This window comes from Moorena sp. SIO4A5 (assembly GCF_010672005.1).
In the GTDB taxonomy this organism is placed as follows: domain Bacteria; phylum Cyanobacteriota; class Cyanobacteriia; order Cyanobacteriales; family Coleofasciculaceae; genus Moorena.
In genome coordinates, this window is sequence record NZ_JAAHHZ010000111.1 from 1 (window position 1) to 19,872 (window position 19,872).

Below are 19,872 nucleotides of genomic sequence, written 5' to 3' on the forward strand. Positions count from 1 at the left end.
GTGGCACAGGCTTCCAGCCTGTGACCTAACCTCAGCTTATTTTATTCAAAAGCACTGTGGCACAGGCTTCCAGCCTGTGACCTAACCTCAGCTTATTTTATTCAAAAGCACCTCAAAGTGGCACAGGCTTCCAGCCTGTGACCTAACCCATAAGCTAATAACTAATAGCTCATAACTAATAGCTGACCGCTGATAGCTAATAACTGATAACTTATAACTGACAGCTTATAACTGATAGCTTACCTCTCGATAGCATAAGCCTCAACCTCCAAGCGAAGCATTTTGACATGAGTCAAGCCTTGACTATCTATTGGATAACGCTGGATGTACCTATCCACAACAGTATTCAAAAATGTTTCTGTCAATTCCTGAGGAATTCTATTGGTATACGGAAACCAGGTTGTTCTTAACCACCCTTTCAATCCTTCTTTGCCTTGATGCTGCATATCTTTAGGAATTAACTGCACACGTTGAGCTTTAAACCCATTTTCTGGTAACCATCTTTGATACTCTTCAATGCCATAAAATGAATAGGGAAAGGTAAAGTATAGAAAATACTCTTTCCAGTCTGGAGCAGTGATAATTTCATCTATGATCAGTAGTAATTCCCTAGCATTACCTTTACCTCCCATCTGAAACAGTAATTTTCCGTGAGGTTTCAGGTGATTACGAACTCCTTTTAAAACTGACCCATGGTCAGTGATCCAATGTAAGACAGCATTAGAAAAGACAACATCGAAGCTATGGTTGAGGTTAATCGCTGTAGCATCCATAAGTTTAAAGTCTAAATTAGGATACTCTACTGGAGGAAATTTATTCTGAGCTAACTCAACCATAGTCTTGGATGAATCAATTCCTAAAACACTACCGTTGTTAATAATACTGGCAAATTCAGCAGTAATCTTTCCATCTCCACAACCAATATCCAGGAGTGTTTCGTTCCCGATTAGTGATAGCTTTTTAATTAGTTCTTTTGCCCAATTGAGCTGTGCTGAAGAATTCTTAGCATAATCATCAGCATTCCATTGATTGTGATTAGTCATATAGCGAAAGCGGTCAGTGGTCAGTATTCAGCACTCAGCAGTCAGCAGTCAGTGCTCAGGGGTCAGCTTATTTTATTCAAAAGCACCTCAAGTATGGTGGCACAGGCTTCCAGCCTGTGACCTAACGACTGCATCAAGACAGGGTGGCACAGGCTTCCAACCTGTGACCTAACCCATAAGCTAATCGCTGATAGCTAATCACTGACAGCTGATAGCTGATAGCTGATAGCTGACAGCTGATAGCTGAATGCTTACCTAAACCTATCGCCTCAAATGAACATAGCGAGTCAAAATCCGAATGATCTCACCCTCGACAGGGGAAGGAATTGGCGGGGTCCACGCTATGACTTCCGCAAAGCGAAGCACGTGCAATTGGTTAATCACACTCTCTACACCTTTGGGTACACCACAGGCGAGGAGGCGGACTGGGGTTTTGCCCTGAGGGACATCATAGATCGGAGCTTTGATGAGCTCTTGCATAGAACGTGGGTTTACCATTTATATATCACCTTGTTTCTTTGGTGGTGGAACAGCGATCGCACATCCCGGCCTGTAGAACCTATGTGCGATCGCTTTGTGCTGGCGAGGGAATTGCCAATCACTGTAACTGCGTACTTTTATAGTATATCCTATCTTGGCCAGTTTGTCAACACTTTGAGTTTAAAAAAAAATTAGAGAAGTATTATTTTCAACAATTCATGCTGTGAGAGGTTACAATCAAACGTAACGAGCGTTTAGTATGGTAAGAGGTTAAACACTAAAGTGGTAATTCACTGGAAATTGGCAGTAGTAATGGCTGAGCGCAACATCAGCAACAAAGATCTAGCTGAGATAATTGGAAAGCATCCTAACTCCGTTTCCAGGCTAAAACGGCATCGCCGTCTACCTAGAATTGACGAAGACATACTCAACTCTCTGTGCAAAGCACTCAAGTGCCAACCAGGGGACTTGATAGTCTATCAAGAGGATGAACAAGATCCCTAAAACGGGAAATTTACCGGTAATCGGTAATCGGTAATCGATAATCGGTAACCGGTAATCCGTAATTTTCCTTGAGCCTTAGCCATCAGCGCGTTATGGATGGGCCCAAAAAATAGGAGCCTTTAGCTGTATTGTCAATGGTCTCTGCAATTTTTTTAGCCACCTTCTCACTAGTCCAGTAGCTGCTGTGAGCACTGCCACCATTGATTAATGCTAAAAATGTCGATTGTATCGGTTTAGCGACATTTTATAAGAATCCAGAACCGTAGGTAAGTACATCTTCAAGTTTGATAACTTTGTCATACTCATCTACTAATTTTGGCAACACTCCTTCTAGGGGCCAAGCAATCGGATCCCCCGGATGTACAAAGTTTTGCCAGGGTAACGCCACTCCTTGTTGAGTCAGAATTGCCAGTAACTCCTTTAATTTGGAACTAATATCATGGGTACTGCCATCTCTGGTTTTGCCAACAATATGGAGCAGAGTAAATAGGGCAATCGGTGAACCCATGGTATGAACACTAGCCAGAGGAATGGCACTGTCTTGCTCAGATTCGATTCCCAAAATGCTTTTGCGAATCTCCTGAATACTCTCATGACCAGGTATACTTGGGTCATCCCATCGACTAGCAAACAACACATCAAATAGGATAATCGTTCCCCAACTGTGAGTAACTAGGTGCAAACGGTCCTGATCTTGGTATCCCTCCAATCCCTGATCAGCTTGTCTACTCATCTGGTCAATAGCCAGAGAACCAACATGTCTGCTGAGGTAGAGAGCTCCGTCTCCAACGAATTGTAAGATTTGCTTTTCACGAAAGTCGCGCAATTAAATCCCAATAAATAGGTATAAAACGGTATCTAACGGTATAAAACCGACATTGACACTTTACTAGCGCCTTAGTATAATCAAGAAAGAAGACACAGCAGTTGACGATGTCATTGAAAGTAGGAGCAACTAAGAGACTATCGACTCAAATTGTCCCCGTGGTGGGGATGAGTAAGTCGGTAGAGTTTGAGTTGTTGCAGGTAATGAAAAAACTAGGCGTCGTCAGGGCTGAGTCTTACAACAAACTGGGAAGCATTAACCATTGGGGACTGGACTGGAAAAAGGCCATCCCGGAAGTAAAGAGCTTCAGGACTCCCAACACCCTGGGGCTGCCTGCTAAGCTAATGGATTGGACCATTAATGATGTAGCAAAAGCCATTACAGCGAGCCAAGCAGCCTGTACCGATGCCGTTGTCAAAAAAATCTATAAAAGGCTCCCCGGAAAAGAGAACCAAAAGGCTAGAAAAGAATATGCCACGCAACTACTGACCTTAGCTTTCCTGGATAATCCACTCCTTCACCGACTCATTAGAAAGGAGTTTCAGCGGGGGCATTCCTGGGTCAAGAACCAGATAGTTTATCAACAAGTAGGCTATAAGTGCAGAAGGCTCTCCCGCAACACTTATCAGTTAGAGCTAGCTGGATTAAGAAGAGGAAAAAGAAACAGAATAATCGTCAGATCTAATCGCAAAATAAGTGGGCAGATTAGATTAATCCACAATCAAACCCTACAAAGATTTGAGATTCACTTCTTAGTAGACTATGGAACCGTAGAAGTACCCGCCAACCGCCGTCCTGTTGGGATAGATAAAGGGTACACAGAGGCTTTCTATGACTCAGATGGCCAAGGGCATGGTTTGAACTTGGGCAAGGCGACTACTAAAAAGTCCGACCGTATTTGTGCCAAGAATCGTAATCGAGGGAAGCTTTGGGCAATACATAGAAAACTGGAAAAACTAGATCCAGTCAAATCGGCTCGAATACTAAAAAATAATTTAAACCGAAAGACAGAAAATAAGCGCTACAGACAGAATCAGTCAGAGCTGACAGCAATAATAGGAGCTGCTTCTAAGTCGCTGTTTAATGGCGAATCACTCTTAGTTTTTGCGGAAGATTTAACACAACCAATATTGAATAAACGCCAGTCCAAGGCTATGTCTCGCCAGCTCAATAGTTGGATGAAAGGAGTAATGCGGGATTCGTTACAGAAATGGGCTAATTGGACTGGGTCGGTTGTTACAGAAGTCCAGCCTAGTTACACGTCGCAAATTGACTCCGTGACCGGAACCCTTCTGGGGAAAAGAAGCGGGGACAGTTTTACCAGATTTAATGGGGTCGTGTTGCAGGCTGACCATAATGCTGCCAAAAATATCCTTGACAGAGGTACGGATCAGGAAATCACCCGGTACATGGCTAAAACCGAGGTACAGGCAGTATTGTTGCGTCGTACCGCGCGTTTCTTGGAAGGAATGGGACTTAGTTTACTTGATGCCATCGAGCTTGGATGGCTTAATGGCAAGCATAGCAAAACTAAGGCTTTTAAGGAACTCCTGGCCGAGATGCCAGGAACGCCTAGACAGATTAGTGGGAGGCTTGACTCCAATTGCTGACTACCACTCCTCCCTCAGGCAACAATAAATTGCACCTTGACCGTTTTATACCGGATTATCCCGATTAATGACGGTTTAAGAGTATCTCTCTGAACCAGAACTCATTCCACACCTTCGATGCCTGTAATGCTGTCACCAGGTCCTTCTCCTGCTCAATTACCACATTACCCCAGTACAGAGGGATCTTTTTGAGTTGAACGGATGACTCAACATTATTTTGAATCAGATCGAAAAGCTTGTCAGCGTATTGGGGTGTTTCTCGATCTTGGCGAGTATTGACACCATGTATAAACAAAATGTAGTCCGTAGCCACGGATCACCCTCTCTTTTATGGAATTTTATAGATTCCATTAGTTTATGCGATCGCGTACCCTACCCGACCGCTATCATCGATTCTTGGTAGGGAGTAGGGAGTAGGGAGTAGGGAGTAGGGAATATGGCCTCAAAAATTATCTAAATGGAATTCTTGAGGGATGATCTTTTTACAAATAAATATAAGATGCACCCGATATAATTTCTGTCTTCTGTTTCCTAAAAATACAGCCAATTTATTATACTAATATTAATTCCTAATCAGGTAGTCTGGTAAAATAGTTTCGCTATCTATCTGTGCCAATTCAATCTGCTTTTGGGTCAGATTTTTAGCTCCTTGGAGGTTAGCCTCTCTTAAATCTGTACCCTGGAGATTAGCTCCCTCTAAATTTGCCTCTTGCAAGTTAGCTTGAATCAAAGATGCCCCCTGTAAATTAGCGTTCCAGAGGATTACCTTTTCTAGCTTAGCTCTCCTGAGAAATGCCCCTTCTAGGTTAGCATCAAATAAGCAAGCGTCTGTCAAGTTAGCTTTTATCAAGTATGCTCCTTGGAGGTTAGCTTGATTAAAGTCTGCCCCTTCTAGATTGGCTCCGATCACATATGCTCCTTTTAGATTAGCCTGATTAAGACAAGCTCCTTGTAGTTTGGAGCCACTAAGGTATGCCTCTTGCAGGTTTGCTTCTGTTAAGTTTGCCCCAATCAGTGTGGCGTTACATAAATCAATTTTCTGATCTTCGAGTTCTTTTGAGCTGTCGCGCCTTGCAATAACCGTTAGGGCACCTTGAATATCAATAGGGAGTTTTTGGTCTTCTGTAATTGGAAGAGGACTGGATGAGTCATTTATTTGCTTTTGCTGCTCTACATGAATCTTCCCAGGGGACTGATATCGCACAAATGTCGATAAAATTTCCATAATTTTCCAGTGGTCTTGGGCAGAAACCTTAGCAATTCGTTCTAGGGCATAAATTCCACCTAGCCGTAGGGCAATCTGATCAGAACTCAGCCACTCCAGGGCATTATTCAAGCATTGAATTATTTGCTTGTCTTCTGTACCGATAGTAGTCTTGACAGTTATACCAGTTTTTGAGAGGTTATATAAACCTTTGTTTAAGTAGTAAAGTTTAATCAAAATTACTAGTCCAATAGCCATTATTACAACAGCTATAAAAAACAAAATTTTGTCTTTTTGCTCTACTTGATTTACCAAAAAAAATAGTTTATTGAGTTGGGATTTTTCAAGAAACCCCTCAATAAAATTTATGGGAAATACCACAAACCAATATAACGAAGCAATCCCTAAGTAGACTAAGCCACTATAAATCAAAAAAACAACCATTTTCAACCGTAAAGGGTGATTGTTGGGCGGGTTTACCTTGAGCTTCATGTCTTGTATTATACTGACTCAACTGGTATAATTTATTAAATCACCATCTTGTGAATATAATGTGAAGAAATTAAAAAATCTAACTAACGAGCTATATCTATATACAGGGAACAGGGAACAGCGGATCTGGGAGTAGGGAATCGGGAGTAGGGAATCGGGAGTCGGGAGTCGGGAATCGGGAGTCGGGAATCGGGAGTCGGGAAAAGCGGGAAATGGGAAGAATTATCCCGGAAATTATAGTGTATTTTGATACATATTTTTATTAATTTATACGTAATAAAAGTACCTCCTTTTTAAAAAACCTACCCTTGTAAGCATCTCCCCATCTCCCCATCTCCCCATCTCTCCATCTCCCCATCTCCCACACTTCCCTCTCTTTCCCAACTCCCAACTCCCGACTCCCGACTCCCTACTCCCTACTCCCTTGACTAATCAACGGAATAGAATAGGATAAATCTGACGCCAAGCTAGGATATAAAACACAACAGTCCATACCAACAACCAGATTAAAGGTAACTAGTTAACCTGTAAGTAGTCAGCCTATGCGCTACGCACACGCTGCGCGAACAGCTATCAGCTATCAGCACACTGACATACCCTACGGAACATTTTAGGACTAGTTTCAGTCTGAACCTTAAATCCAACAACTCTGGTACCTGCTTTACCTTTCCAAGAAGCCCTTGATCCAGTTTGGTAATGGTACTATACCAATAGTTTGGATTTACTCTATCATTTTAGGTAACCAATTCCCAAAGCTATAGTATGGTTTATTCTGGCACTCTTAATTCGGTCAGGCTCGCCTGTTTCGTTGCTCTTCCCGTGATGGCAGCTTTGGTAGTACTGCCACCAGCCCAGGCACAAGGTGCTGATATCCAAGTAGAATCAGACATCACTGACCCCAACAATACCGGACCGTTGACTCAAGAAGACAGCCTATTGAGTATGCCGGGGGGAGAGCGGATGATGCAAGAGGCGACTAACGCTATTGATTCAGGGAACTATAGCGTAGCTGCCAAAAAACTCCAAGAAGCACGTCAGATATTCAACCAGTTGTCTAACTTTTACCAACAGCTGGCTTCCAGTTTTTCTGGCATTGACAACCGAGTCTACGAGTCTCAACGGCAAAAAGCCCTGGAAACTGCTGAAAAGCGAGATGAAGCTACCTATCGGCTAGCCCTAGTCCATCGAGCCAATGACCAGCCAGAATTAGCTGTCCCCTTGTTAATTCAAATTATTCGGTCTCAAAATCCAACCAGGGAATTGGGAAAAAAATCCTACCAACAGCTGTTTGAGCTAGGATTCGTCGATTCTCCCTTTCCTAGAAATGGCAATAGCCAGCCCACCTCATCCGCTGGTTCTAATAAAGGCAGTTAAATTGTAAGCTATCAGCTTAAGCGCTACGCGCACGCTACGCGAACAGCTATCAGCTATCAGCTTATGGGCACGCTACTTGAGGTGCTTTTGAATAAAACAAGAGGTAAGCATTGGTTTCATCTGAGTTACGGAAAGCTGAGCGCTGAGCGCTGAGCGCTGAACGCGCACGGGTGCGCGTAGCGCATATGCTTACGTTTAATTTTAGTATATTTTAGAAATTCGACTAGAAACTAGAACAAAAAAAATGGATCCGATTAGTACACAGCAAGTTGAAGAAAAGATTAAAGCATCGATACCGGATGCTCAGGTAAAGGTAGAAGATTTAGGGGGTGGTAACCATCTGCAAGCCATTGTTGTCTCCTCCGAGTTTGAAGGTAAATCCCTGGTGAAACAACATCAGCTGGTTTATGGTGCCCTAAGCCAAGAGTTGGCAACAGAGGCCATTCACGCCCTAGCCCTAAAAACCTATACCCCTGAAGCGTGGGCTGGCAAGCAGTAAACTGGCGTAAGTCATAATTAGAAGAGTCTAGGATTTTGCGATCGCTAGACTAATATAATATCGACTATCAAAATAACTATCTAGATATCCCAGGAGTTTAAGAAAACGATGACACCAGAACTGAAAGAGAGAATAGATAAATTAACACAAGACCACAAAATTTTGGTATTCATGAAGGGCAGCAAACTAATGCCCCAGTGTGGCTTTTCCAATAATGTTGTCCAAATTCTGAATCACTTAGGAGTTCCCTACGAAACTGTAGACGTACTACAAGATTTCGACATCCGTCAGGGAATCAAAGAATATTCCAAGTGGCCAACGATTCCTCAAGTGTACATTAACGGAGAGTTTATCGGTGGGTCTGATGTGATGATTGAGATGTATCAAAATGGTGAATTGCAGCAGACCGTGGAAGTCGCCCTGGCATCCTAATCCTTGACTGCACCAAACTATTGACACAACTGAAGAACCGCAAAAAGCGATCGGATTAGGAAATGCGATCGCTTTCTTGATGCAATAGCGAGTGGGGTAAACCACGGCAGTCGCTCATGGGGGGAACCCCCTTTGGCGGCACTGGCTCCCCAAGACCGCGCTGCATCGCTTTTTTTAGGGCGTTGCTTAATAATGGAATGATTTTAAGAGTTTTCTGGAATGGACATGTTGGTGGAATGGGCATCTTGCGTGGAACTGGCATCTTGCCAGTTTCATGCTTATTGTGGAACTGGCATCTTGCCAGTTTCATGCTTATTGTGGAACTGGCATCTTGCCAGTTTCATGCTTATTGTGGAACTGGCATCTTGCCAGTTTCATACTTATTTTCGAGCGGGCAGGATGCCCACTCTACTCCTATTCATTGCTTGATTCAGCAACGCCGAATTTTTTCCTATTCCCTATTCCCTAGTGATCCAACCAAACCGCTAAATCCGTTGCTGTCTCAAAATCCAACAACGCTTCACTCAATTCCTCCAATCGAGTAATCGATAATCCCTCAATCCGCTGTTGGAGCACAGGGTCAAGTAAACCTAACCTCAGGGTTAGCTGACGGATCACAACTAATAGGGCTCCCTCCTGCTTACCGCGCTGGAGTCCCTTTTGGACTCCCTTTTGGATAATATCTTGATAGGTAACTGATTCTTCCATAACTTCCTCTGACAAGGTGAACACTGACAGTTAAATCTCAGCAGTGATCCAACCAAACCGCTAAATCCGTTGCTGTCTCAAAATCCAACAAGGCTTCACTCAATTGCTCCAATCGAGTAATCGATAATCCTTCAATCTTCTGTTGGAGCACAGGGTCAAGTAAACCTAACCTCAGGGTTAGCAAACGCATCACAACTAATAGGACTCCCTCCTGCTTGCCGCGCTGGAGTCCCTGCTGGAGTCCCTTCTGGACTCCCTTTTGGATAATATCTTGATAGGTAACTGATTCTTCCATAACTTCCTCCCTCAACAATCGACAGACTAAATTTTTGTCAAACCGCAAACCAGCCAGTACATCTACACAGGCCGCTAGGTTTCCCCGTAATGGTTTTTCTTCAATTCTATCTACTTCCGCAACCACTTGCTCTAACAATCGATTAGGGCTATTACTCCTAGCTAAAGTCGCCAAGGGTAACAAAGCCTGATTGGCTAACAACGGTAATGGGTCTTGTTCCCACAGACGAATTATTCGATAACGGTGCCAGGTATTAGTATCCCTAAACTCGTTATTGAATACCATCTGTGAGGTCGTAGACTTTAGGAAAATTACCACCTGCTCAATCGGACATCGATATTTCCGTTGTAGTCTGACCCAGTAGTCCAACATCCGAAATGGTAATGGTGGCTCGGATTGGGGCAGGGTTTGAAATTCTAGGTGCAGAATTTGGTTTGTACTTTGGAGTACACTCAGAGCATCAGCTTGAATGGGTTCAGCACTTAATTCAGTTTTAAGTACCTGAATATCTCTAGGTTGTTCACCCAATAGCCAGTGAAAAAACTCCGATGGATATTCTTCTGCTAGGTATTTGCAGATATTGTCGTAAGCCAAGGCAAATTGTTCAAAATTAACACTATCTCAGACACTGTATTAAATCTGAACCAGAAAATTTATAGCACCTGGATCTTGTTTATTGATGCAAGTTATGATAGCGGAGTAGTTCTGATTTACAGAATACCTTTAGATAAGATTTAAATCAGAAGGATGCATCTCATTAAAGCTGTTTGAGCTGGTGGGTGGAATAGGCATCTTGGTAGAATAGGCATCTTGCCTGTTCCCTGATTCGAAGTTCCCTACTCCCTACTCCCTACTCCCTACTCCCTACTCCCTACTCCCTACTCCCTACTCCCTACTCCCTACTCCCTACTCCCTTTGCTATTAGCTGAATGAGCATCCTAGAGTTATATTCTACTCTCAAGCATTATGAAGCTGCCCTGACCGCTGTTGAAAAAACTGACAATAAACCATCTGCTGAAGCCATTCTTCGTGTCCTGATTGCTCGCAATATTGTTCACGAAAAATTTGCTGATATTGCCCACATTTCTAAAGATAAACTGATTAAACTGATTGAATTAGATAGCAGATTAAAAAAGCAGGCTGGTTTGATTACTCAGACTGTGCAATTAGCGGATTTGCGGATTATTTTTCATCCCCCAAAAGACTACTGGTGGTGGTTTCTGGAAGCGCCTACTCATCCACGAGACCATTTGGACTGGTTTTGGAATGCAGGGACAGTTGCCTTGTTAACCGCATCGGTGAGTCTAGTGGTAGATATTTCCTCCCGTTTTTTGAGTACTAGTCCGGGTTTTCTAGGTTCTTTTGCGGTGATTTCCCAGAGTGCATTGACCTTGTTGACAGCTGGGGGAATTTTAACCAAAGCTGGTCGTACAGGAATTGAAGATATTCAATTACGATTAGGGATTAAAAAATATCTTTGGCAAGAAGTTAAATTGGGACTATCGGGAGTACTTTTAATTTCCTTAATTGGCTTTCGAGCATCGTTGCCCTTGATTTCGGACTACGTTAATGAAAAGGGTGTAAAGAATTATGATGACGGGGACTGGTCAAGTGCTCAGTCTAATTATGAACGAGCATTGAGTCTTAATCCAGATAATGCAGACGCTCACTATAATTTGGGTCGTATTTATGAAGATTTACAGGATTTTAAGAAGGCGCGAACTCAGTATAGGTTAGCGGCACAGGGGGGCTTAGATGCTGCTTATAATGAATTGGGACGGTTGTATATTCAAGACAAAAAATATTCCCAAGCGGTATCGTTACTTTTGACAGGATTAGAGAATATGCAAGAAGAGGATATTCAAAATAAACTACTTAAAACAGAGGATATTAAAATTCAAAATGACACTCAATATGCATTATTGAAAAACTTGGGCTGGGCAAGGTTGAAGCAAGGACGCTATGCCGATGCCGAAACCTATCTCAGAGATGCTATTGAACTCGATAAAATACTTGAGGAAGAGTTTAAGCAAACTCCGGCGGCGGCTCACTGTTTATTAGCTCAAGTCATTGAAAACAAACCAGAAAAAGATCCAGACAATGCCTTGGCAGAATGGAAAATTTGTTTACGCTATACTGATATCCGTAACCCTGATGAAGATATCTGGGTTGGGATGGCTCGTGAACGCATAGATGCTCAGGACAAGACTAGTGAATCGACTAAGTAAGCTGATTTGCTCTGCCCCGATCTTGACCATAGTTATGATTATGTTGGGAAGTATGGTGAGTAAGCCAGTACTGGCAGGGCATTGGATTTTTAAAACCACAGGTAGAGTTGAGCTAGAACGGGAGGGATGGTCACGTTTCCATCCAGTGCCTAACTATACCACTATAAATCCAGGGGATCTGGTCAGACCAGCATCGGGGGTTAGGGTTAAGGTATTTTGTGATCATGGTAAAATTCGCTCTGTAACTGCTGGGGTAACAACAGGCATCAATGCCATATGTCCACCACCGCGAAGAAAAAGCTCTGGGAGAATTGTCACACCACGTCCGCCAGAGTCCTATATTCCCTACATTATCAGCCCACGGGCAACTCGTTTACTCACTGACAAGCCCACTCTACGCTGGCATGATGCCACCGATGCTAGCCGTTTCACCGTTACAGTGAGAGGGCGAGGATTGGATTGGACTGAGGAATTTAGTCGAGACCAGGTTTGTCAAAAGGGTATTTGTCAGGTTGTTTATCCAGGGAATAAGCCCCTAAAACCTGGAGTTAGTTATAAGTTGGTCGTTAAGGCTGATACCAATCGCACCTCTGAAGAGGATAAGACTGGAGGACTGGGATTTAAGCTGATTGAGTCGGATCAAGCTAAAAAAATTCAGGTGATTGATGGACTGATTAAGGGACAGAATCTACCAAAGGAGTTCAAGCCCTTAGCTCTAGCTGACCTCTATGGTGACTACGGTTTAACGGCTGAGGCCATTGAAATCCTGGAAGGACTAGAAAAGAATCAAAAAATAGTACCGATTTATCGCTTACTGGGTGATTTGTATCGACGGATAGGACTAGTTTTGGAAGCAGAGATTCCTTATTCAAAGGCAGTCGAACTGGCAGAAAATCAGCATTGGGAAGAACTGGCAGCAGCCAAAGCTGGATTAGGGGAAGTTAAGCATGCTCGTGGGAATCGGCAAGAAGGAGTGAGTTTGTTAGAACAAGCGAAGGCAATCTATGAACAGTTTGGCGATCGCAAACGGGTAGAGGAATTAGAAAAGCGACTGGCAGAGTTAAAGTAACATTTCATAAACCCTACATTAAACTTCCTATTTGATTCAGTTCTTCTCTATTGGAAATTACCAGTCAAAGCCAGTGCCACTTAAGTCTGTATTTTTTACCATAGCAACGTTGCTAGGAGTGGGGAATTGTCCAGGGTTGGGAGCCGAGACTAGGGCGTGTTTTCAAAGTTTTCCCCAAGATTATGATCCCCCCCAGCCCCCCTTAATAAGGGGGGAGCCATTCTCAAAGTCCCCCTTTTTTAAGGGGGATTTAGGGGGATCTCCGAGTTTGAAGACACGCCCTAACCCCAGGTTTTGGGAAATTCCAGCACAATCTCTAACTGCTCCAGAGACTATACCCTTAATGAAGTCTTCTGGTCAAAGGATTGCTTTAAAGAGTACCACAGTTCGCGATCGCGTTAATAGCAGCAGCGAGACTCTGAACAACAGGTACTACAATCGCCATACCTTTGAGGGGAAAGCAGGCGAACAGATTACCATAGAACTAACCAGCGATGAGTTTGACCCTTCCCTGATTCTAATTGACCCAGACGGTAACCGGATTGCTAAGGATAACAACAGTGGTGAGGGCAAAAATGCCCGGATTACGGTTACTCTACCGACCACGGGGACTTATGTCATTTTGGCTAACTCCTACAATCAGCAAGTAACTGGTAACTATACCCTGAGTTGGCGAGCAGCCACGCCCTCAGAGTTACTTAAGGCTAAAGCTGACCAACTGTTACAGCAGGGAATTGAACAAGATAAGACCAGTCAATTTCAAGCTGCGCTGAAGTCCTGGCAAGAAGCCCTAAGAATTTATCGACAACTGGAAGACCGTCAGGGGATAGCCAACTCCCTCAACAATCTCGGCCTTGCTTACTATCGCCTAGGGGAATACGGAAAAGCGATTGAGTTTCATCAGCAGTCTTTATCCCTATCTCGGGAACTGGAAGACCGTCAGGGGCAAGCTAACTCCTTGGGCAATCTCGGCCTTGCTTACTATAACCTAGGGCAATACCGCAAAGCGATTGAGTTTCATCAGCAGTCTTTATCCCTATCTCGGGAACTGAAATACCACCAAGGGGAAGCCGCCTCCCTGGGCAATCTCGGCCTTGCTTACGGTAAGCTAGGGCAATACCGCAAAGCCATTGAGTTTCATCAGCAGTCCTTAACCCTGGCGCGGGAACTCAAAAACCGTCAGGGGGAAGCCCACTCCCTCAACAATCTCGGCCTTGCTTACCGTAAGCTAGGGCAATACCCAAAAGCGATTGAGTTTCATCAGCAGTCTTTATCCCTATCTCGGGAACTGGAAGACCGTCAGGGGGAAGCCTACTCCCTCAACAATCTCGGCCTTGTTTACGATAGCCTAGGGCAATACCGAAAAGCGATTGAGTTTCATCAGCAGTCTTTATCCCTATTTCGGGAACTGGGAGACCGTCAGGGGATAGCCAACTCCCTCAACAATCTCGGGAATGCTTACCGTAGACTAGGGCAATATCGAAAAGCGATTGAGTTTCATCAACAGTCTTTATCCCTATCTCGGGAACTGGAAGACCGTCAGGGGGAAGCCTACTCCCTCAACAATCTCGGCCTTGTTTACGATATCCTAGGGCAATACCGAAAAGCGATTGAGTTTCTTCAGCAGTCTTTATCCCTGAAGCGGGAACTAGAAGACCGTCAGGGGGAAGCCTACTCCCTGAACAATCTCGGGCTTGTTTACCATAGCCTAGGGCAATACCGAAAAGCGATTGAGTTTCATCAGCAGTCCTTATCCCTGGCTCGGGAACTGGAACACCGTCAGGGGGAAGCCTACTCCCTGGGCAATCTCGGGAATGCTTACCGTAGACTAGGGCAATACCGAAAAGCGATTGAGTTTCTTCAGCAGTCTTTATCCCTGGCACAGGAACTGGAACACCGTCAGGGAGAAGCCTACTCCCTCAACAATCTCGGCCTTGCTTACGATAACCTAGAGCAATACCAAAAAGCGATTGAGTTTTACAAGCAAGCCATCAAGGTTAAAGAATCTATCCAAGGTGACATCAAAGTAGAAGAGTTTAAAACCTCTTATGCCAGTCAACAGGTCAATACCTACGAAAATCTCATCAACCTACTGTGGAACCAAAAAGACTTTGAAGCAGCCTTCAACTATGTCGAACGGGCAAGAGCCAAAGCCTTCCTCGACCAACTCGCTAATGGTAGAGTAGACTTTCGTGCTGGGGCTGACTCCAAACTCCTGGAACGGGAACAAGACCTCAAAGGTGAAATCAATGCCCTCAGCCAGCAATTAATTACCCTCCGCAACGGTCCCAAAAACCAGTGGGATAACGACAGGATTCCTGAAATCGAAAACAACCGAACTGCTCTGCGAAAAAAATACCAGGACTTGCTGGTTGAGTTAAAAGTCCAAAACCCTGAAATCGCTAGCTTAAAAACTGTAGAGGTTGCCTCCCTCCCTGAAATCCAAAGCTTGCTGGATGCGGATACCACCCTAGTCGAGTACTTTGTCACGGATGAACGCACCCTAGCCTTCATTATCACCCGCAACAGCTTCCACACTGTCCCCCTCAATGTCACTCGCCAACAACTGACCGAAGAACTGACACTCTTCCAAGACTTTGCTGACTTAGATGAACCCCATCCCCTAGAACTGAAAAACCTGCACGACTGGCTAATTGTACCCCTCCAGCCCCATCTCAACACCACCACCATCACCATTGTTCCCCACAGTATCCTGCACTATCTCCCCTTCGCTGCCCTCACTGACGGCAAGCAGTACCTCAGTGACAACTACGCCCTATTGTCCCTCCCCAGTGCTAGCATCCTGCGCTATTTACCCGACAAGGGCAAATCAACCACAGGCAGTCTTCTCGCCCTGGGAGATCCCACCATTCCCGGACTTTCCCCCTTAACTCATGCTCAAAAAGAAGTAGAGACCATTGCCCAGCTCTTCAAGACCAAAGCCCTGGTGGGGAAAGCGGCTACCGAAAGCGCTCTCCGGTCTAGGGCTACACAATCGGGAATTATACACCTAGCGGTTCATGGGGAGTACAACCTTCGTAACCCCCTATTCAGCGCCATCCGTCTACTAGAAGATACCCAGCACGACGGTTCCTTAGAAGTTCATGAAGTCTACGGGTTAGATTTAACCAGTACCACCAATTTAGTTGTGCTCAGCGCCTGCCAGACCAAAATCGGTGAATTGAGCCGGGGTGATGAAGTAGTAGGACTAACCCGTGCTTTCTTGTATGCCGGAACCCCCACCATCATCGCAAGTCTCTGGAATGTGGATGATGCTGCGACAGGACTGTTAATGAAGCAATTTTACAGCCATTGGCAAGGGGGAATGAACAAAGCCGAGGCATTACAGCAAGCCCAGAAAGATTTACGGGAAACATATCCCCATCCTTATTTTTGGGCAGCATTTTCGTTGACAGGGGATGCAGGGAATAGGGAGTAGGGAGTAGGGAGTAGGGAGTAGGGAGTCGGGAGTAGGGATAAACAGAATTTTTTCCTGTTCCCTATTCCCTATTTTTTCCTATTCCCTATTCCCTAGTTATCCAACCAAACCGCTAAATCCGTTACTGTTTCAAAATTCAACAACGCTTCACTCAATTCCTCCAATCGAGTAATCGATAATCCCTCAATCTGCTGTTGGAGCACAGGGTCAAGTAAACCTAACCTCAGGGTTAGCAAACGCATCACAACTAATAGGACTCCCTCCTGCTTGCCGCGCTGGAGTCCCTGCTGGAGTCCCTGCTGGAGTCCCTGCTGGAGTCCCTTTTGGACTCCCTTTTGGATAATATCTTGATAGGTGACTGATTCTTCCATAACTTCCTCCCTTAACAATCGACGCACTAAATCTTTGTCAAACCGCAAACCAGCCAGTACATCCACACAGGCCGCTAGATTTCCCCGTAATGGTTTTTCTTCAATTTTATCCATTTCAGCAACGACTTGCTCTAACAATCCTAGGGGCTGATTACTCCTGGCTAAAGTTGCCAAGGGTAACAAAGCCCGATTGGCCAATAGTGGTAATGGGTCTTGCTCCCACAGGCGAATTATTCTATAACGGTGCCAGGTATTAATATCTCTAAACTCGTTATTGAATACCATCTGTGAGGTCGTAGACTTAAGAAAAATTACCACCTGCTCAATCGGACATCGGTACTTGCGGTGTAGTCTGACCCAATAGTCCAACATCCGAAATGGTAATGGTGGCTCCGATTGGGGCAGGGTTTGAAATTCTAGGTGCAGAATTTGGTTTGTACTTTGCAGTAAACTCAGAGCATCAGCTTGAATTGGTTCAGCACTTAATTCAGTTTTAAGTACCTGAATATCCTGAGGTTCTTCACCCAATAGCCAGTGAAAAAACTCCGATGGATATTCTTCTGCTAAGTATTTACAGATGTTATCGTAGGCCAAGGCAAATTGTTCAAAATTAACACTATCTCAGATACTGTAGTGAATCTGAGCTAAAAAATTGATCGCACCTGGATCTTGCTTATTTATTCAAGTTATGATATCCGAGCACTAATGATTTGGATCAGATACAGAAGGAATAATATTAAATCTGATTAATAACTTTTAAGGGTAAAATTTCAAAAATGCTGAAATCCCTTATTTAAACTCAGCAATTGATCAGCATAAGTGCCAGTTTTATCTTTTAACCAAACCTGATTACCACTAGTAATCTTGCCAATTACTGCTGCTCCCTCCCCCAGTTGTGCCACTAATTCCTCAGCAGCTTCAGTAGGCAGACATAGCACTAATTCAAAATCTTCACCACCATACAACGCCCAATCCAAAGCTTGCTCTCGGGACACCAATTTACTCAAGCTTGGAGGTAAAGTAATTCGGTTGGGATCAATCTCAGCACCAACACCACTGGCACGACAAATTTGTACAATAGCATCTGCTAAACCATCGCTACTATCCATACCCGCAATGGATAGTTGAAGGGTTGAAGGTTGAAGGGTTGAAGGTTGAAGGGTTGAAGGTTGAAGGGTTGAAGGTTGAAGAGTTGAAGGTTTAAGGGTTGAAGGTTTAAGGGTTGAAGGTTGAAGGGTTGAAGGTTGAAGGGTTGAAGGTTGAAGGGTTGAAGGTTGAAAGTTATCTGGTTGAAGGTTATCAGGTTGAAAGTTATCAGGTTGTAAGTTATCAGGTTGAAAGTTATCAGGTTGTAAGTTACAACTTTCAACCTTCAACCTGTTAACCTGTAACTCTAGTAACCTGTTAACCTGTAACCTTAGTAAAGGGATCACATCAAGTCTGGGTTGGGGACGCTGGTGAGCTTTAATCAGAGATAGTCGTTCCTCTGGACTTAAGTGTTTGCCGAAATCCGGCTTGAGGAGTAATTCTAGTCCAGCCCGGGAAGCACCATGAACACCTGTCACCACAATGGCATGTCCCACCTTCGCCCCTGTGCGGCGGATGGCTTGGTCGGGGTAGACTTGACCAAAGGCAGTGATAGCAATAGTAATAACCGGGGAGCGACAGATATCTCCTCCCACTATTGGTGTATTGTACTGGTTCAAACACTGAGTCATGCCTTGGTAAAGTCTCTCAACCCAGCTAACCGCTACATCCCCTGTCAGGCTTAAGCCTACCGTAATGCCTAGGGGGGATGCTCCCATAGCAGCTAAATCAGACAAATTAGCAGCAGCAGCACGCCAACCAGCATCTTCTGGACTAGTAGTGCATTGGCTTACCCCACCGTAGCGATCGCTAAAATGCACCCCATTCACCAAAACATCTGTAGTAATCACCAAGGATTGACCAGACTCTGGAGGGGGAATTACCGCTCCATCATCTCCTACAACCCCTGGTGGACAGAAAGGCTGTAACCGTTCTAGAAGACCTTGTTCTCCAATATCTTTTAGTAATTCAAGGGTCACGAGAAAACGAGCAATTATTGATACTTCCCACTGGAATCAACTTAGTTATCAGTAATTAGTCAAGCTCATCCCTAGCTTCGCGGCAGGGGTTAAGGAGCTAACCGCTCAACCGATAGGATAGCTATGCCTGGGGCTCAACCAAATTCTCAATCCCATCAATAACTCTCATCGACTCAATTACATCCCCTCGTTTGAGCTGTCTGAGTAACTCTTTGTTTTCTACCACATAGCCAAAGACAGAATAGCGCCCATCCATGAAGTTGATACCAGCTGGGGTAAGTTCTGGTTGAAACAAGAAGAAGAAAAACTGAGAAGAGCCACCATTGGGGTCTTCTGCAGGACGTGCCATAGCTAGGGTACCATAAGCAGAGAAGGGCAGCACAGGTTGCTCACGATAACGACCAATTTCTTCCAGGGTAAACTCATAAACCGGTTCCGAGTCTCCTTTCAGCATGATTTCGATCGGAATCCCTCGATATTCACCAGTTTCCGGGTCAATAAAGCCTGTCGCTTTTCCTGGAGGGTCCCCTGCTTGCAGGATATAGTTATCTTCAGCACGGTTGAAGGTTAGACCATCATAGAAACCCCGCTGTACCAAATCCACAAAGTTCCCGGCTGTGACTGGAGCATTGTAACCATCTACCACCATTTTCAAGGAACCTTCCTTTGTGGTCATTTCCACGGTAGCGCGACCCTTAAGTTGAGGTAAGTTACTATACTCTGGGGGTACCTCAAAGGGAAACTCCTCTACCATCAATTGTTCCAGTTCCCCAACTTTATCCAAGAGTATCCCGCGCTCAATCAAGACGTTTTCCTTGTCTTTAGCCTCCACAGCTTCTCGAATCTTAGCAATTTCGGCTTGGATCTTGGCAATTAGGGCTTCGCCTTGGGGTTTTCTGGCATCTGGAATGTCCGCTAGTAATTTCTGATCACTACTAGTTAAAACCACAGCAGCTTTAGTAATATCGCTGGTGATGGGACTCCAGCGTTTGCCCCGCATTTGTTGAGAAATATCCTCCAAACTGGCTTGTATTTTCCGCACTGGCTGATTATCTATCGGTAAGCCGTAGCGCAACAGAGCTCTACCATCAGTAATGGCATTACCCCCTGGTAATCGACTTTCACGAGCAGGTTCTTGATTACCAAAGTTAAACTTAAAGTTCCACCAAGCTCCACTCAGACCTAAGGAAAGGGACATTAACAGCAGCCCCAAGAGGGTAGTCTTGGTCAAG

The 19,872-nt window shown here is 44.5% G+C and carries 19 protein-coding genes and 1 pseudogene; 9 read left to right on the top strand and 11 right to left on the bottom strand.

The features are described 5' to 3' along the window. Positions 1-239: 239 nt before the first annotated feature. Both F6K57_RS25895 and F6K57_RS25900 read right to left on the bottom strand, forming a co-directional pair. Complete coding sequence (locus tag F6K57_RS25895; RefSeq protein WP_293021679.1) at positions 240-1,043, bottom strand: class I SAM-dependent methyltransferase; 804 nt, start codon at positions 1,041-1,043, stop codon at positions 240-242. Positions 1,044-1,304: 261 nt separating this feature from the next. Further along, positions 1,305-1,541 (bottom strand): hypothetical protein, encoded by a 237-nt coding sequence (locus tag F6K57_RS25900; protein ID WP_293071438.1) that lies wholly within the window; start codon positions 1,539-1,541, stop codon positions 1,305-1,307. 264 nt (positions 1,542-1,805) lie between these two features. Between F6K57_RS25900 and F6K57_RS25905 the strand changes: the two genes are divergently transcribed. Next, positions 1,806-2,027, top strand: a complete 222-nt coding sequence (locus F6K57_RS25905; RefSeq protein WP_008188939.1) for a helix-turn-helix transcriptional regulator — start codon at positions 1,806-1,808, stop codon at positions 2,025-2,027. 244 nt (positions 2,028-2,271) lie between these two features. On the opposite strand, the gene F6K57_RS25910 is transcribed toward F6K57_RS25905, so the two are convergent. Continuing rightward, positions 2,272-2,853 (bottom strand): hypothetical protein, encoded by a 582-nt coding sequence (locus tag F6K57_RS25910; RefSeq protein WP_293071439.1) that lies wholly within the window; start codon positions 2,851-2,853, stop codon positions 2,272-2,274. 107 nt (positions 2,854-2,960) lie between these two features. Here F6K57_RS25910 and F6K57_RS25915 point away from each other — a divergent pair, with 107 nt between their 5' ends. After that, positions 2,961-4,463 (top strand): zinc ribbon domain-containing protein, encoded by a 1,503-nt coding sequence (locus F6K57_RS25915; protein WP_293071440.1) that lies wholly within the window; start codon positions 2,961-2,963, stop codon positions 4,461-4,463. 64 nt (positions 4,464-4,527) lie between these two features. Here the strand turns inward: F6K57_RS25915 and F6K57_RS25920 are convergent, their stop codons facing one another. Both F6K57_RS25920 and F6K57_RS25925 read right to left on the bottom strand, forming a co-directional pair. Next, positions 4,528-4,776: a hypothetical protein gene (locus F6K57_RS25920; RefSeq protein ID WP_293021689.1), complete on the bottom strand. Its 249-nt coding sequence runs from the start codon at positions 4,774-4,776 to the stop codon at positions 4,528-4,530. Positions 4,777-5,025: 249 nt separating this feature from the next. Then, entirely contained in the window at positions 5,026-6,111 is a 1,086-nt protein-coding gene (locus tag F6K57_RS25925) for a pentapeptide repeat-containing protein (protein ID WP_293071441.1), read from the bottom strand. A gap of 810 nt (positions 6,112-6,921) precedes the next feature. Between F6K57_RS25925 and F6K57_RS25930 the strand changes: the two genes are divergently transcribed. The 4 genes from F6K57_RS25930 to F6K57_RS25945 all read left to right on the top strand — a co-directional run bounded on the left by F6K57_RS25930 (position 6,922) and on the right by F6K57_RS25945 (position 8,893). Further along, a complete protein-coding gene (locus F6K57_RS25930; RefSeq protein WP_293021691.1) occupies positions 6,922-7,533 on the top strand; it encodes a hypothetical protein in 612 nt (203 codons plus the stop codon). Positions 7,534-7,777: 244 nt separating this feature from the next. Next, positions 7,778-8,032 carry a BolA family transcriptional regulator gene (locus F6K57_RS25935; protein WP_293021693.1) on the top strand — a complete coding sequence of 85 codons (255 nt, stop codon included), beginning with the start codon at positions 7,778-7,780 and terminating at the stop codon, positions 8,030-8,032. Positions 8,033-8,140: 108 nt separating this feature from the next. Continuing rightward, the gene (gene grxD, locus F6K57_RS25940) at positions 8,141-8,464 is read left to right on the top strand and encodes a Grx4 family monothiol glutaredoxin (RefSeq protein ID WP_293044206.1); all 324 of its coding nucleotides are present in this window, start codon (positions 8,141-8,143) and stop codon (positions 8,462-8,464) included. Positions 8,465-8,683: 219 nt separating this feature from the next. Beyond that, positions 8,684-8,893 carry a hypothetical protein gene (locus F6K57_RS25945; protein ID WP_293021696.1) on the top strand — a complete coding sequence of 70 codons (210 nt, stop codon included), beginning with the start codon at positions 8,684-8,686 and terminating at the stop codon, positions 8,891-8,893. Between the two features lie 36 nt (positions 8,894-8,929). Here the strand turns inward: F6K57_RS25945 and F6K57_RS25950 are convergent, their stop codons facing one another. Together F6K57_RS25950 and F6K57_RS25955 are read right to left on the bottom strand one after the other, a co-directional pair. Continuing rightward, a complete protein-coding gene (locus tag F6K57_RS25950; RefSeq protein WP_293021698.1) occupies positions 8,930-9,172 on the bottom strand; it encodes a DUF4351 domain-containing protein in 243 nt (80 codons plus the stop codon). A 37-nt stretch (positions 9,173-9,209) separates the two neighbouring features. After that, positions 9,210-10,061, bottom strand: a complete 852-nt coding sequence (locus F6K57_RS25955; RefSeq protein ID WP_293044212.1) for a DUF4351 domain-containing protein — start codon at positions 10,059-10,061, stop codon at positions 9,210-9,212. A 335-nt stretch (positions 10,062-10,396) separates the two neighbouring features. On the opposite strand from F6K57_RS25955, the gene F6K57_RS25960 reads away from it, so the two are divergent. From F6K57_RS25960 to F6K57_RS25970, 3 genes are all read left to right on the top strand, one after another. Continuing rightward, the gene (locus F6K57_RS25960; RefSeq protein ID WP_293071442.1) at positions 10,397-11,695 is read left to right on the top strand and encodes a tetratricopeptide repeat protein; all 1,299 of its coding nucleotides are present in this window, start codon (positions 10,397-10,399) and stop codon (positions 11,693-11,695) included. 34 nt (positions 11,696-11,729) lie between these two features. Continuing rightward, positions 11,730-12,764, top strand: a complete 1,035-nt coding sequence (locus tag F6K57_RS25965; RefSeq protein ID WP_293071443.1) for a tetratricopeptide repeat protein — start codon at positions 11,730-11,732, stop codon at positions 12,762-12,764. A 268-nt stretch (positions 12,765-13,032) separates the two neighbouring features. Next, positions 13,033-16,203 (top strand): tetratricopeptide repeat protein, encoded by a 3,171-nt coding sequence (locus F6K57_RS25970; RefSeq protein WP_293021705.1) that lies wholly within the window; start codon positions 13,033-13,035, stop codon positions 16,201-16,203. Positions 16,204-16,295: 92 nt separating this feature from the next. On the opposite strand, the gene F6K57_RS25975 is transcribed toward F6K57_RS25970, so the two are convergent. The 4 genes and pseudogenes from F6K57_RS25975 to F6K57_RS25985 all read right to left on the bottom strand — a co-directional run bounded on the left by F6K57_RS25975 (position 16,296) and on the right by F6K57_RS25985 (position 19,871). Further along, positions 16,296-17,168, bottom strand: a complete 873-nt coding sequence (locus tag F6K57_RS25975) for an Rpn family recombination-promoting nuclease/putative transposase (RefSeq protein WP_293021707.1) — start codon at positions 17,166-17,168, stop codon at positions 16,296-16,298. A gap of 176 nt (positions 17,169-17,344) precedes the next feature. Beyond that, on the bottom strand, positions 17,345-17,683 hold the full coding sequence (locus tag F6K57_RS42165; RefSeq protein WP_364304165.1) for an AIR synthase-related protein: 339 nt from the start codon (positions 17,681-17,683) through the stop codon (positions 17,345-17,347). A 309-nt stretch (positions 17,684-17,992) separates the two neighbouring features. Continuing rightward, positions 17,993-18,640: pseudogene (gene thiL, locus F6K57_RS42170) on the bottom strand (thiamine-phosphate kinase); the annotation flags it as partial. Positions 18,641-18,761: 121 nt separating this feature from the next. Beyond that, positions 18,762-19,871 carry a peptidylprolyl isomerase gene (locus F6K57_RS25985; protein WP_293071445.1) on the bottom strand — a complete coding sequence of 370 codons (1,110 nt, stop codon included), beginning with the start codon at positions 19,869-19,871 and terminating at the stop codon, positions 18,762-18,764. Between the last annotated feature and the right edge of the window lies 1 nt (position 19,872).

Bases quoted from the DNA above. Each gene is read 5' to 3' on its own strand.
- F6K57_RS25925 (WP_293071441.1), bottom strand. From the start codon at position 6,111: ATGGTTGTTTTTTTGATTTATAGTGGCTTAGTCTACTTAGGGATTGCT.
- F6K57_RS25960 (WP_293071442.1), top strand. From the start codon at position 10,397: ATGAGCATCCTAGAGTTATATTCTACTCTCAAGCATTATGAAGCTGCC.
- grxD (WP_293044206.1), top strand. From the start codon at position 8,141: ATGACACCAGAACTGAAAGAGAGAATAGATAAATTAACACAAGACCAC.
- F6K57_RS25965 (WP_293071443.1), top strand. From the start codon at position 11,730: ATGATTATGTTGGGAAGTATGGTGAGTAAGCCAGTACTGGCAGGGCAT.
- F6K57_RS42165 (WP_364304165.1), bottom strand. From the start codon at position 17,683: ATGGATAGTAGCGATGGTTTAGCAGATGCTATTGTACAAATTTGTCGT.
- F6K57_RS25945 (WP_293021696.1), top strand. From the start codon at position 8,684: ATGGACATGTTGGTGGAATGGGCATCTTGCGTGGAACTGGCATCTTGC.
- F6K57_RS25950 (WP_293021698.1), bottom strand. From the start codon at position 9,172: ATGGAAGAATCAGTTACCTATCAAGATATTATCCAAAAGGGAGTCCAA.
- F6K57_RS25915 (WP_293071440.1), top strand. From the start codon at position 2,961: ATGTCATTGAAAGTAGGAGCAACTAAGAGACTATCGACTCAAATTGTC.
- F6K57_RS25930 (WP_293021691.1), top strand. From the start codon at position 6,922: ATGGTTTATTCTGGCACTCTTAATTCGGTCAGGCTCGCCTGTTTCGTT.
- F6K57_RS25935 (WP_293021693.1), top strand. From the start codon at position 7,778: ATGGATCCGATTAGTACACAGCAAGTTGAAGAAAAGATTAAAGCATCG.
- F6K57_RS25895 (WP_293021679.1), bottom strand. From the start codon at position 1,043: ATGACTAATCACAATCAATGGAATGCTGATGATTATGCTAAGAATTCT.
- F6K57_RS25900 (WP_293071438.1), bottom strand. From the start codon at position 1,541: ATGGTAAACCCACGTTCTATGCAAGAGCTCATCAAAGCTCCGATCTAT.